Consider the following 12,144-nt stretch of genomic DNA (forward strand, 5'->3'; position numbering starts at 1 on the left):
ACCTTAATCCTTCGCCTCCACCTGCTTGGGATCCTTGGTGCGAACGCCCCAAATGATCAGACCAATGATGAAGAATGCACTCGGCGGCAGCAGCAGCAGGCCGTTTGGCACGTACCAGCCACCATTGTTCACCAGCGGCAGTAGTTCGAAACCGAACCAGGTACCGGAGCCCAGCAGTTCACGCACGGTTGCAACGCTCAGCAAAATAGCGCCATAACCCAGACCGTTGCCGATACCATCCAGGAAGGAGGGCAGCGGGGCGCTCTTCATGGCGTAGGCTTCGGCACGACCCATCACGATACAGTTGGTGATGATCAGACCCACGAATACCGACAGCTGCTTGGAGATGTCATAGGCATAGGCCTTGAGCACCTGGTCAACCACGATAACCAGTGAGGCGATGATTGCCATCTGGACGATGATCCGGACACTGTTCGGGATGTGATTGCGGATCAGAGAGATAAACAGGTTTGAGAAGGCGGTGACCGCCATGACCGCCAGGGTCATTACAAACGCTGTCTTCATCTGGCTGGTAACCGCCAGTGCAGAACAGACACCCAACACCTGCAAGGCGATGGGGTTGTTGCCAAGCACCGGCGTCAACAGCAACTTCTTCATTTCGCTCTTGTCAGCCATTGTTGATTTCTCCTGCACGAACCTTGGCCAGGAAAGGACCAAAGCCCTTGGGACCCATCCAGAAGTCGAAGGTATGCTGAACGCCGTTACCGGTCAGGGTAGCGCCGGACAGACCATCGATATCATGCTCGGAACCTTCCGGAGCATGGCCCTTGATGACGCGCAGCGCCGGCATGCCATCCTCACCGAACAGTTTCTTGTCCTTGAACAGTGCCTGCCAGGCCGGGTTTTCGATCTCGCCACCCAGACCCGGGGTTTCACCGTGGTCATAGTAGGTGATGCCTTTGATGGTCTGGCCATCAGCAGCTACCGCAACGAAGGCGTACATGGTCGACCACAGACCCTGACCGTAGACGGGCAGGATGATGCTGTCGATCTTGCCTTCGCTGTCTTTGGCGAAGAATACCGGGATCAGCTTGGAGATCTGGCGCAGACTGGCTTTGTCGTCAGCGGTAGCAAGACGGATGCTCTTGGCCGGATCTTTGGCTGCCAGCTTGCTATCGAAGTTGTCAGCATCGCCATCAACAAACTCACCGGTAGTCAGATCCACCAGACGAGCTTCAATCTTCTCGCCGTAGAGCTTGGCCAAGTCACGCTTGGCAACCTCGCTCACATCCACACCGGCGACGGCGAGAATGTTGCTCTGTTTGTCGAGCGCCTTGTTTTCCTGCTGGGTAGAACGCAGGCCAACAGCGGCAACGGATACCACGATGGAACAGGCCAGACACAGGCCGGTAACCACGCTGATGGTGCCGAGGGTTGAATCTTTATTAAACGCCACGAGCAATCCTCCGCTTGATGTTTGCCTGAGCGACGAAGTGGTCCATCAGGGGAGCAAACAGGTTCGCAAACAGAATGGCCAGCATCATACCTTCCGGGAATGCAGGGTTGACCACACGAACCAGCACCACCATGACGCCGATCAATGCGCCATACCACCACTTGCCCTTGTTGGTAAAGGCAGCGGAGACAGGGTCGGTCGCCATAAAGGCCATACCGAAGGCGAAGCCACCCAGTACCAGATGCCAGTGCCACGGCATGCTGAACATGGGGTTGGTATCGGAACCGATGACGTTGAACAGCAGGGAGGTAGCGATCATACCGATCATCACACCTGCAATGATGCGCCAGGAGGCGATCCGCATGTAGACGATCATGGCGGCACCCAGCAGGATCATCAGGGTAGAGACTTCACCGATGGAACCTGGCAGGTTACCAAGGAATGCGTCCATCCAGCTGATAGCCTGGCCGGTTGCGCCGTGGATCAGTGCCATCTGGCCGCCTTGAGCCCACTGGCTCAGGGCGGTAGCGCCGGAGAAGCCGTCAACGGCAACCCACACGGCATCACCGGAGATCTGGCCCGGGTAGGCGAAGAACAGGAACGCACGACCCGCAAGAGCCGGGTTCAGGAAGTTCTTGCCGGTACCACCGAACACTTCTTTGGCCATTACCACACCGAAAGTGATACCCAGCGCAGCTTGCCACAGGGGCAGCTCTGGCGGCACGATCAGGGCAAACAGGATCGAGGTGACGAAGAAGCCTTCGTTGATCTCGTGTTTGCGCACCATGGCGAACAGCACTTCCCAGAAGCCACCGACCAGGAATGCGGTCAGGTAGATTGGGAAGAAGTGGGTGGCGCCGATCAGCATCTTGCTGCCGATACCGGCGACAGCCGGATCGAGGGAGGCGCCCAGCATGGTCGCCAACGCATATTGCCAGCTGCTGGCACCAGCAGCCGAACCCATATGGGCAATGGCGGCAATCGCCTGGTTACCTACGTTGAACATGCCCCAGAACATCGCCGGGAACACGGCCAGCCACACCATGATCATCATGCGCTTCAGATCGAGCGCATCACGGACGTGGGCAGCATTGCGGGTAACGGTACCCGGGGTGTAGAACAGGGTGTACGCCGCTTCGAACAGGGCGTAGTACTTGGCGTACTTGCCACCCGGCTCGAAGTGGTGTTCCATATTTTCAAGAAGTTGCTTGAAACTCATTGCTTAACCTTCCAGTTCAATCTTGGTCAGGCACTCACGCAAGACTGGGCCGTACTCTGTCTTGCCAGGGCAGACAAAGGTACAGAGCGCCAAATCTTCCTCATCCAGCTCCAGGCAGCCCAGTGCTTGCGCACCATCGCTATCGCCAGAGATCATGTCTCGCAGCAGCAAGGTTGGCAGGATGTCGAGTGGCATCACCCGCTCATAGCTACCAATCGGTACCATGGAGCGGTCACTACCGTTGGTAGTGGTGGTGAAGTTGATCAGTTTGCCCTTCATCAGGTGAGAGAGGGTGGTGCGGGTGATAGAGAACTTGTTGGCGCTGGGGTTGATCCAGCCAAGGAACTCTTTCTCGCGACCTTCGCCCAATGCACAGACCTGATTGTGATAACGGCCCAGGTAGTCGTGAACCCCTTCGGCTTTGGCACCACTGAGGATAGATCCGGAGATGACACGGTTTTCGTCGGCACGCAGCTCATTGTTGGTCAACTGGCTGATGCAGGCACCCAAACGGGTACGCAGCAGACGCGGCTTGAGCACGTTCGGACCGGCCAGCGCGATCACCTTGTCGGTGCAGATCTGACCTGTGGTGAACAACTTGCCGAATGCGATCACATCCTGATAGTTGATGTGCCACTGCACTTTGGTGCTACTGACCGGATCCAGGAAGTGGATATGGGTACCTGGCAAACCGGCAGGGTGTGGCCCGACGAAGATCTCTTCCTTGACCTGAGCCAGCGGAGAGTGGGGCAGACTGCCTTCGCCTTTACAGACATAGACGCTACCGTCGGTCAGGCGGGTCAGGACGGCCAGACCATCGAGGAATGCCTGGGGCTGTTCCTTGATAATCAGCTCGGCACTGGCGGCCAGCGGGTTGCTGTCCATTGCAGTAACAAAGATGGCGCGCGGGGCAGAGCCTACCGCCGGCACTTTGCTGAATGGACGAGTACGCAATGCAGTCCATTGACCTGATGTGATCAGGATCTCTTGCACCTTGCTGCGCTCGAGCTTGGCCAGCTCGGCAGAAGCAACATGCTCAAAGGTCACCTGTTCATCAGATCCGTCGAGGTCGATGACCACAGACTGGAGAATACGTTTGGCACCACGGTTGATTTCTGAAACCACACCGGTGGCGGGAGCTGTGAATTTAACGCCCGGATTCTTCTTGTCTTCAAAAAGATCCTGACCTTTGATGACGCGATCACCTACTTTGACGAACATAGTAGGTCGCATCCCCACGAACTCCTCGCCCAGTGTCGCAACACGGGTGATGGCGGGGCCATCGTAGATTACTTGCTCTGGCGCACCCAGCACGGGGATGTCCAGTCCTCTTTTGATTGTAATCATACTCAATTGCACTACCGTTACGGGAAGAGAGGTTGGTTAGCGCCGAGAAATACATCACGACGGGTGGTTGAATGAGCCGCTGTTGTGGTCACGCCAAATATTCAGGCTCAACAATTATTCAACATGCAAGGTCACTCAAAAGCGCTTGAGTTTACCACTTAAGGTGCATTTTCTGCCATGCAAAATGGGCAAAATCCCCGTGCCATCACAAAATTAACCTGCAATGAATAAGCCTCTGATGCCTTGTAAGTCGTGGTTTTAAAGGTTTTTTTATTTGGATACCTCGATAGGGGTATTTGTTGTTATCTCAGCTATCAACAAAAGTGATCACCCTGCAAAATACCCCTTTAGATGTAGCCTTTTACGGTCTAATTGGGGAAGTTTGTTACATTTTTGTGTGGCGCGCCCCGGTGGGGGATGGGGGCTGCGCTTTGCTCAGGAGAGGGACGGCTTGCCAACGCAGCTCGGGGTACGGGGGGCATTGCCCTTCTCCTGCCACTCGTTCTCTGTGTAGGTATGCAGAGCCAGTGCATGAACAGCGCCTGCCAGCTCATCGGCCAGAATGGCATTGACCTGGCGATGGCGAGCCAGCAGCCGTTGCCCTGCAAATTGCTCGCAGACGATCACCACCTTGAAGTGGCTCTCTGAACCCGGTTCCACACGGTGCATGTGGCTTTCGTTGATCACCTCCAGCAGAGTCGGGGAGAGGGCGGCGGTCAGCTTGGCTGCAATCAGTTGTTGGATAGTCATCGGGTCTGCTTCCAGAGTGAATGTCGGGCCATTCTAGCGGCAGTTGCGGTATGGAATAAGCCCCCGAAAGGGAGAAATCGCCGTCGTTCGCCCGCTTGATGCGCATCGAACTGGTGAAATTTCTGCTCCTCGCTAGAATAGCGCCACTTTGCGTCACCCCTGGCGCCTGTATACACGAACCAAGCCGAGGTTGGACTCTTCCTATGCAAACCCTTCTCGACACTCCCCACTGCCAGCTTATGCTCTACCGCTATCCGCGCCAGAGTCAGGAGACCCTGCAAGCCTGGGATGCGGCTGACGAATATCTGATCAACACCCTGGCTGAATCTCCCCTCGAGCAGGCGGGCCCGGTAATCATCATGAATGACGGCTTCGGGGCGCTGGCGGCATACCTGCATCCTCACTCCCCTTGCTGCGTCACCGACTCCTATATCAGCGAACGGGCGACCCTGGCCAATCTGGCCGACAACGGACTCGATGCTGACGGGATAACGCTGCAGGATGGGCTGGCACCGCTGCCGAATGCCCCCGTGCTGGTGGTGATCAAGGTCTCCAAATACCAAGCGCTGCTGGAGCAGCAACTGCTGGCGTTGCGTCAGGTGGTGACACCGGCAACCCGCGTCATCGCCGCTGGCAAGGCGAAGGATATTCATACCTCCACGCTCAAGCTGTTCGAAAAGTATCTGGGGCCGACCCGTACTTCGCTGGCCTGGAAAAAAGCGCGCCTCATTCACTGCGAGCCGCAGGCAGAGCAACCCGCGCTGACCAATCCGTTCCCGACCGTCTGGCCGCTGGAGGGGACCGACATGCTGATCCACAACCATGCCAACGTCTTCTCGCGCACCAGTCTCGATATCGGTGCCCGCTTTATGCTGGACAATTTACCGATCAACAGTGCGCGGAAAGTGATCGATTTGGGTTGCGGCAACGGGGTGCTGGGCCTCTCGCTGCTCGCTAAAGACAGCGAGGTCGAGGTGACCTTTATCGATGAATCCTATATGGCGGTCGCTTCGGCACAGCTGAACGTCGAGCACAATCTGCCCGATGCATTGCCGCGTGCCCGCTTTATGGTCAACAACTGTCTCGACGGCGTAGCGGTCGGTTCGGCAGATCGGATCCTCTGCAATCCCCCCTTCCATCAGCTGCAGGCGATCACCGATCATATCGCCTGGCAGATGTTCAGTGATGCGCACCGGGTGTTGCCTCAAGGGGGTGAACTCTGGATAGTAGGCAACCGTCATCTGGACTATCACAACAAACTCAAGCGCTTGTTTGCCAACGCACAAGTCGTTGCGTCGAACAGCAAATTCGTTATTTTGAAAGCCATCAAACGCTAAAGCCAAAGGAAACCATGATGAAAAAGTCACTCTTGCTGCTGGCCGCCCTGATGCTGGGCGGGTGTGCCACTCATTGGCCGGAGACAGCGCTGCTCAATCCGCAGGTGATCCCCGCCAACCAGCAATACTACTCTGGCAACCGCATTACCATGGAAGGGGTAGACAAGCGTGAGGCTGCCTACGTCTTCTCCATCAAACATAAAGAGAAAGCGCCGGTGCTGGTCAATAGCGAACGCCCGCTCAATCTGCTGATGGCCGAGCGGCTGGCCGAAGGGCTGCGCAGCCAGGGTCTGGAAGTGGGCAACAGTGGCACCACCAACCTGACGCTGGTGATCTCCAATGCGGCGGTCAACGTGGAAGAGAAGACCTTTACCTACGTCACCAAGTCCCGCGTCAGCCTGCAGGTGATCGCTGATTTCCAGGGCAACCGTCTGACCAAGCAGTTCAACATGTCCTCCAGCAAGGAGAGCCCGAGCGAGCCGGGCATGGCCGATCTGGAGTCGACCCTGAACCTGCAACTGGGCAGCGTGCTGCAACAGATCATGGCGGATGACGCGCTGCGTGGTTACCTGAAAGGTCAACCGAGCGGTGCAGGGGTCTGATGATGAAAAAACTCTGGTTACTGGCCATGTTGATCGCCCCGTTGGCATTTGCTGGCCCGAAAGTGAGATTGGAGACCAACCACGGCAATATCGTGGTGGAACTGGCGTCCAAACAAGCCCCCCAGACGGTGAAGAACTTCCTGCGTTATGTGGCTGATGGCAGTTACGATGGCAGCCTGTTCCACCGGGTGATCCAGGACTTTGTGGTGCAAGGGGGCGGCTACAACCAGCAGTTCCAGCAACTGCCCACCTTTGACCCCGTGATCAACGAGTCTCGTGGAGGTCTGCCCAATAAACGCGGCAGCATTGCCATGGCCCGCACCCAGTCGGTCGACAGCGCCACTCGCCAGTTCTACTTCAATCTGGTCGACAACAATAACCTCAATGCCAGTGGCGCCGCGGGTTATACCGTGTTTGGTCAGGTGGTACAGGGGATGGATGTGCTGGACAAGCTGGCTCAGGTACAGACCGGTTACAGCTCCATTCTGCGCGCCAACGATGTGCCAACCAGCCCCATCATTCTGAAGAAGGTGGTGCTACTGGCTGAAACTGCGGCGGACAAGAAAGTCGACAAGAAAGCGGGCAAGTAACCCTCGCCGGACGCGGTTCGTCAACTCGCGTTCATCAGACACTATGCAAGGCACATCCCGCTTGGAATGTGCCTTTTCTTTATCCGGGCTTCTTTGCGCCTATCTCTTTGCTCGCCTTGGCTATCTGCCATCAACCTGCCAAAATGACGCACTTTTCCAAAGTCGTCAGGTAGTTGAACATGATCCGCAAACCAAGCTGGAGAGAGTCCCTCGCCGTTTATCTCGAATTTCGGGTATTTATTCTCTTTGCCATGGGTTTTTCATCGGGTCTGCCGCTGCTACTGGTGTTCGGTACCCTCTCATTCTGGTTGCGCGAGGCCGATGTCAGCCTGACCGATATCGGTTACATGAGCTGGGTGGCGCTCGCCTATGGCTTTAAATGGTTGTGGTCGCCGCTGGTGGATCGCATGCCGCTGCCGTTGCTCTCCACGCTGCTGGGGCGTCGTCGCAGCTGGATGTTGTTCTCCCAGCTGCTGATCGCCGCAGCACTGGTCGGCATGGCGTTCTGCGATCCCAAGACCGAGCTGGCCCACCTGGCGCTGTTTGCCCTGCTGGTGGCCTTTGCCTCGGCCACGCAGGATATCGTTATCGATGCCTATCGCATCGAATCCGCCCCCGAGCGGCTGCAGGCGGCGATGGCGGCCTCCTACATGACCGGCTACCGGCTGGCGATGATCATGGCGGGGGCCGGTGCGCTGGCGTTGGCGGCCTGGTTTGGCAGCAACAGCGGCTATGACTATCGTGGCTGGCAGGTCACCTATCTGGTGATGGCGGGTCTGATGTCACTCGGGGTCATCACCACCCTGTTCTGCCATGAACCGGATATCGATCTGGCCGGGCAGGGCAAGCAGCAGGCCGAACGCAAGGCGTTGCTGCTGGAACAGGGATGGCCTGCGCTGCTGGCGAGTGCGGGGGCCTGGGGCTATGAGGCAGTCTGGTGTCCGTTTGCTGACTTCTTCCGCCGCTATGGCGGCTCGGCGCTGCTGATCTTGGCGTTGATCGCCTGCTATCGGGTCGCCGATGTGGTGATGGGGGTGATGTCCAACAGCTTCTATGTGGATATGCAGTTCAGCAAGACTGAAGTGGCCACCATTACCAAGGTGTTTGGTGTCATTATGACGCTGGTCGGCGCTGCATTTGGGGGAGTGCTGGTGATGCGCTTTGGCACGCTGCGCATCCTGTTTCTGGGGGCGCTGCTTACCGCCAGTACCAACCTGCTGTTTGCCCTGCTCAATCAGGTCGGTCACAACCTGGAGCTGCTGACTCTGATCATCTCGCTGGATAACCTCAGTGCCGGTATTGCCACTGCGGCCTTCGTGACCTATCTCTCCAGCCTGACCAACGTGGCATTTTCGGCGACCCAGTACGCGCTGTTCAGCTCGGTGATGTTGCTGTTGCCCAAATTGCTGGCCGGTTTTTCCGGGCAGGTCGTGGAGCAGATTGGCTACAGTGCCTTCTTTGTCGGAACCAGTTTATTGGGCTTGCCTGTGTTGTTGTTGATTGTGCTGGTAGCCAGAAAGGGGAGTGAGTTGCTCTCAGCAGCTGACAAATAGCAAGCGTTTGCGTAGAATCGGGGGTGATTAGATTCACACTTCCGGATAAAGTTCCCGAGAAGTTGTTTCTCCCCCGATTTTATTTGATTAGAATTCCTCTCGCTCCTTGTGGGCAGGCTACGGAAAACCTCAACTAACGCACAAGAGACCAATAAAATGGCCAAATTTACCAAGACTCTGATCGCTGCCGGTCTGCTGGCTGCTGCCGCAACTCCGGCCTTTGCTGCTGACTACAGCGGTGATATCCACAAGAATGATTTCAAATGGATGCAGTTCAACGTAATGCATACCATTGACCAACGTCCTTACATGGGCAGCGACTACAACGACACCTACCTGGAAATGGAGTTCGGTGGTCGTTCCGGTATGTTTGATCTCTATGGCTATGTCGATGTGTTCGATATTTTCCAAAGCAGCCATAGCGACAAACACAATGGCCCGAACATCTTCATGAAGTTCGCCCCGCGTCTCTCTCTGGATGCCCTGACTGGTAAAGATCTCTCCTTCGGTCCGGTGCAAGAGCTCTACGTCGCTACCCTGAACAACGTTGATGACTCCATGATGGAGAACATGATCGGTCTGGGTGCTGATGTACAGGTACCTTGGTTCGGTAAAGTTGGCATGAACCTGTATGCTCGCCATGCAACCGAAAGTGGCTTCAAGGCCGAAGAGGGTGACTGGAACGGTTATCAGTTCTCCATGAACTGGTTCAAGCCTTTCTATACCTTCTCCAACGGCAGCTTCGTCTCCTATCAGGGCTACCTGGATTATCTGTTTGATAAAGATATCCACGGCGACAACAACCAGAGTGCTAACGGCCTGGGTACTTTCCACGGTATCTACTGGCACTCCGACCGTTACGCTGTTGGTTACGGTCTGAAGTACTTCAACGAAATCTACGGTATCAACAACGGTGCCTTTGGTGGTCTGAACACTACCGGTTTCGGTCACTACTTCTCTGTTACCTACAAGTTCTAATAAAACTTGGGGTACAAAAAACCGGAGCATTTGCTCCGGTTTTTTATGGCTGCGATTTATAGCGTGGCACGAGTCAATGAGTGCGCCACGGCTGAGTGGATAAATTAATCGCGGAAGTTCTGGAACTGCATCGGTTGACCCAGCTCGGCGCCACGCACCAGTGCCATGGCTTCTTGCAGATCGTCACGCTTCTTGCCGGTGACGCGCACTTCATCCCCTTGAATGGCAACTTGCACCTTGATCTTGGAGTCCTTGATCAGCTTGACCAGCTTCTTGGCGATCTCTTTTTCGATCCCCTGCTTGAACTTGACGGTCAGGTGGAAGCGCTTGCCGGAGTGAACGCTGTCCCCAGCTTCCATCGAGCTGTTCTCAATATTGCGCTTGAGCAGGGCGGCGCGCAGGATCTCGACCATCTGCTTGAGCTGGAAGTCGGCATCAGCCTCCAACTTTACTTCTTCTTTGTTCAGCTCGAAGCTGGCTTCAACACCACGAAAATCGAAACGGGTCGCCAGTTCACGATTGGCGTTCTCGACGGCGTTCAACACCTCGTTCATTTTGACTTCTGAGACAATATCGAATGACGGCATGTCAGGGCTCCTCATGTTGCGCTATAGGTGGGCAAATCTACCAGAAAATCAGCAAATTTGCTGATTTTGATAGGGCCGCTCTGCTAGAATCCCCTGCGCACAGAACGGGTGGACCCGTTAGTGTCCATTCATGATATCTTCAATTTCCTTCGGTAACAGGTTGAGAGGAATGCAACCCTTACCCTGACAGAGTCACATCATGCCAAGCGGATTTAAGAGTTCCCGACAGCTTGCTACCCCTGCTGTTATTCCACCTGTTATCCCGCAGTGGTCACTGTTGGGATGCGGCGCCCTCGGCGGCGTGGTTGCCTCCCTGTTGACCATCAGCGGCCAATCAACCCGTGTCTTGTTGCGCGATCACCATCAGTCCACGCTCCATCCGGGGACCGATTTCACCTCGCTGGAAGGGCAGGTGCAACTGCTCAATATCGAGCGCGGATTTGTCAGCAAACCCGGCAAGATCAAGCGTCTGCTGGTGATGACCAAGGCCAGCCAGGTTATTGCCGCTCTGGCGCCGCTGGCAGGTAAACTGGACGCCGCGGTACCGATTGTGCTGCTGCACAATGGGATGGGGATTGCCGAGCAGGTAGTCGAGATGTTCCCGCACAATCCGGTGATTGCCGGTGTCACCAGTCATGGTGCCATGCGCTGCGGCCATTTTGTCTTCCGCCATACTGGCAAGGGTGAAACCTGGCTTGGCCCGATCAATGAGGCTGCCAAGGCGTATGCTGGATTGGCGGATGATCTTGCTATTGCCCTCGGCCAGGCCGGCTGGGATGAGCATGTTTTGGCTCGTCAGTGGCAAAAATTGGCGATAAATTGTGCCATTAATCCGCTTACTGCGCTCTACAAGCTGAAAAACGGCGAGCTGGCTGGCCCCCGCTTTGCTGATGTCCTGCAGCAGATCTGTGTGGAAGTGGCGGATGTGATGTGCGCCGAGGGTATTGCCACCACGGCTGAAGAGCTGCAGCGCCGGGCGATGACAGTGGTCGAGTTGACTGCCGACAACTACTCCTCCATGTATCAGGATATGGAGCTGGGACGAGAGACCGAGATCGAGGCCATCACCGGCTTCCTGCTGAGCAAGGCGGCCAAACATGGTATCGCCGTACCGGTCAATCAGGGGCTCTATCAGACGATCAAAGAGAAGAGTCAGAACGTCTGAACCCTGGCTATGGCAGGCAAGAAGCAAGGAGGCATAAATGAGTGTATTGGTGCTGGTGGCCCCCGGGTCTGAAGAGATTGAGACAGTTGCCATCGTTGATACCCTGGTGCGTGCGGGCATCGAGGTGCTGTTGGCCTCTTGTTGTCCTGCTGGGGTGCGGCAGATCCGCGCCTCGCGCGGAGTACAACTGGTGGCGGATTGCCATATCGACGAGCTTACCGGTCGGGACTTTGAGGCCATAGTGGTGCCGGGTGGCTTGCCCGGCAGCGAAGTGATTCGCGATACCCCGCTGGCCATCGATCTGCTCAAAGAGCAGGCCGCCCTTGGCCGCTGGCGCGCTGCCATCTGTGCCGCCCCCGTGGTGGTGTTGCAACATCATGGTCTGCTGGATGGCGCCATCGTCACCTGCCACCCCGGCTTTCAGTCCCAACTACCGACATCGCAGTTGTCAGATGAGCGGGTGGTCAGGGATGAGGCCCATCGCCTTATTACCAGTCAGGGGCCGGGCAGTGCTATCGAATTTGCTCTGGAGCTGGTGCGGGTGCTGCGCGGGGATGAGGTAGCGATGGCGGTGGCAGGCCCTATGGTGCTGCCCTGAC

13 protein-coding genes are annotated in these 12,144 nt (G+C 56.3%); 7 read left to right on the plus strand and 6 right to left on the minus strand.

Annotated elements, in window-relative coordinates:
- Positions 1–3: 3 nt before the first annotated feature.
- The 5 genes from CK911_RS01515 to CK911_RS01535 all read right to left on the minus strand — a co-directional run bounded on the left by CK911_RS01515 (position 4) and on the right by CK911_RS01535 (position 4,733).
- Complete coding sequence (locus CK911_RS01515) at positions 4–636, minus strand: NADH:ubiquinone reductase (Na(+)-transporting) subunit D (protein WP_042019967.1); 633 nt, start codon at positions 634–636, stop codon at positions 4–6.
- Positions 629–1,417: a Na(+)-translocating NADH-quinone reductase subunit C gene (locus CK911_RS01520; RefSeq protein ID WP_098968754.1), complete on the minus strand. Its 789-nt coding sequence runs from the start codon at positions 1,415–1,417 to the stop codon at positions 629–631. The genes CK911_RS01515 and CK911_RS01520 overlap by 8 nt, the downstream gene beginning before the upstream one ends.
- Positions 1,407–2,636: an NADH:ubiquinone reductase (Na(+)-transporting) subunit B gene (locus CK911_RS01525; RefSeq protein ID WP_042019970.1), complete on the minus strand. Its 1,230-nt coding sequence runs from the start codon at positions 2,634–2,636 to the stop codon at positions 1,407–1,409. Before CK911_RS01525 ends, CK911_RS01520 begins: the two co-directional genes overlap by 11 nt.
- A 3-nt stretch (positions 2,637–2,639) precedes the next feature.
- Positions 2,640–3,983 (minus strand): Na(+)-translocating NADH-quinone reductase subunit A, encoded by a 1,344-nt coding sequence (locus CK911_RS01530; protein WP_042019975.1) that lies wholly within the window; start codon positions 3,981–3,983, stop codon positions 2,640–2,642.
- A gap of 435 nt (positions 3,984–4,418) precedes the next feature.
- Entirely contained in the window at positions 4,419–4,733 is a 315-nt protein-coding gene (locus CK911_RS01535; RefSeq protein ID WP_098968755.1) for a BolA family transcriptional regulator, read from the minus strand.
- A 203-nt stretch (positions 4,734–4,936) separates the two neighbouring features.
- On the opposite strand from CK911_RS01535, the gene CK911_RS01540 reads away from it, so the two are divergent.
- The 5 genes from CK911_RS01540 to CK911_RS01560 all read left to right on the plus strand — a co-directional run bounded on the left by CK911_RS01540 (position 4,937) and on the right by CK911_RS01560 (position 9,793).
- Complete coding sequence (locus CK911_RS01540; protein ID WP_042019978.1) at positions 4,937–6,070, plus strand: methyltransferase; 1,134 nt, start codon at positions 4,937–4,939, stop codon at positions 6,068–6,070.
- A gap of 17 nt (positions 6,071–6,087) precedes the next feature.
- A complete protein-coding gene (locus CK911_RS01545; protein WP_042019980.1) occupies positions 6,088–6,672 on the plus strand; it encodes a YajG family lipoprotein in 585 nt (194 codons plus the stop codon).
- 2 nt (positions 6,673–6,674) lie between these two features.
- Entirely contained in the window at positions 6,675–7,262 is a 588-nt protein-coding gene (locus CK911_RS01550) for a peptidylprolyl isomerase (protein WP_098968756.1), read from the plus strand.
- Positions 7,263–7,435: 173 nt separating this feature from the next.
- Complete coding sequence (locus tag CK911_RS01555; protein WP_098968757.1) at positions 7,436–8,815, plus strand: MFS transporter; 1,380 nt, start codon at positions 7,436–7,438, stop codon at positions 8,813–8,815.
- A gap of 156 nt (positions 8,816–8,971) precedes the next feature.
- Complete coding sequence (locus tag CK911_RS01560; RefSeq protein ID WP_042019986.1) at positions 8,972–9,793, plus strand: outer membrane protein OmpK; 822 nt, start codon at positions 8,972–8,974, stop codon at positions 9,791–9,793.
- A 104-nt stretch (positions 9,794–9,897) separates the two neighbouring features.
- On the opposite strand, the gene CK911_RS01565 is transcribed toward CK911_RS01560, so the two are convergent.
- Complete coding sequence (locus CK911_RS01565; RefSeq protein ID WP_042019988.1) at positions 9,898–10,380, minus strand: YajQ family cyclic di-GMP-binding protein; 483 nt, start codon at positions 10,378–10,380, stop codon at positions 9,898–9,900.
- Between the two features lie 199 nt (positions 10,381–10,579).
- Between CK911_RS01565 and CK911_RS01570 the strand changes: the two genes are divergently transcribed.
- Together CK911_RS01570 and CK911_RS01575 are read left to right on the plus strand one after the other, a co-directional pair.
- On the plus strand, positions 10,580–11,545 hold the full coding sequence (locus tag CK911_RS01570; RefSeq protein ID WP_253860361.1) for a ketopantoate reductase family protein: 966 nt from the start codon (positions 10,580–10,582) through the stop codon (positions 11,543–11,545).
- A 37-nt stretch (positions 11,546–11,582) separates the two neighbouring features.
- The gene (locus tag CK911_RS01575) at positions 11,583–12,143 is read left to right on the plus strand and encodes a DJ-1 family glyoxalase III (protein ID WP_098968758.1); all 561 of its coding nucleotides are present in this window, start codon (positions 11,583–11,585) and stop codon (positions 12,141–12,143) included.
- Position 12,144 lies beyond the last annotated feature (1 nt).

Origin of the sequence: Aeromonas sp. CU5 (assembly GCF_002586745.1) — a bacterium.
GTDB classification, from domain to species: domain Bacteria; phylum Pseudomonadota; class Gammaproteobacteria; order Enterobacterales; family Aeromonadaceae; genus Aeromonas; species Aeromonas sobria.

Excerpts from the sequence above, each read along its gene's own strand:
- CK911_RS01570 (WP_253860361.1), top strand. The coding sequence starts at position 10,580 with ATGCCAAGCGGATTTAAGAGTTCCCGACAGCTTGCTACCCCTGCTGTT.
- CK911_RS01560 (WP_042019986.1), top strand. The coding sequence starts at position 8,972 with ATGGCCAAATTTACCAAGACTCTGATCGCTGCCGGTCTGCTGGCTGCT.
- CK911_RS01540 (WP_042019978.1), top strand. The coding sequence starts at position 4,937 with ATGCAAACCCTTCTCGACACTCCCCACTGCCAGCTTATGCTCTACCGC.
- CK911_RS01525 (WP_042019970.1), bottom strand. The coding sequence starts at position 2,636 with ATGAGTTTCAAGCAACTTCTTGAAAATATGGAACACCACTTCGAGCCG.
- CK911_RS01545 (WP_042019980.1), top strand. The coding sequence starts at position 6,088 with ATGAAAAAGTCACTCTTGCTGCTGGCCGCCCTGATGCTGGGCGGGTGT.
- CK911_RS01515 (WP_042019967.1), bottom strand. The coding sequence starts at position 636 with ATGGCTGACAAGAGCGAAATGAAGAAGTTGCTGTTGACGCCGGTGCTT.
- CK911_RS01550 (WP_098968756.1), top strand. The coding sequence starts at position 6,675 with ATGAAAAAACTCTGGTTACTGGCCATGTTGATCGCCCCGTTGGCATTT.
- CK911_RS01530 (WP_042019975.1), bottom strand. The coding sequence starts at position 3,983 with ATGATTACAATCAAAAGAGGACTGGACATCCCCGTGCTGGGTGCGCCA.
- CK911_RS01565 (WP_042019988.1), bottom strand. The coding sequence starts at position 10,380 with ATGCCGTCATTCGATATTGTCTCAGAAGTCAAAATGAACGAGGTGTTG.
- CK911_RS01535 (WP_098968755.1), bottom strand. The coding sequence starts at position 4,733 with ATGACTATCCAACAACTGATTGCAGCCAAGCTGACCGCCGCCCTCTCC.
- CK911_RS01575 (WP_098968758.1), top strand. The coding sequence starts at position 11,583 with ATGAGTGTATTGGTGCTGGTGGCCCCCGGGTCTGAAGAGATTGAGACA.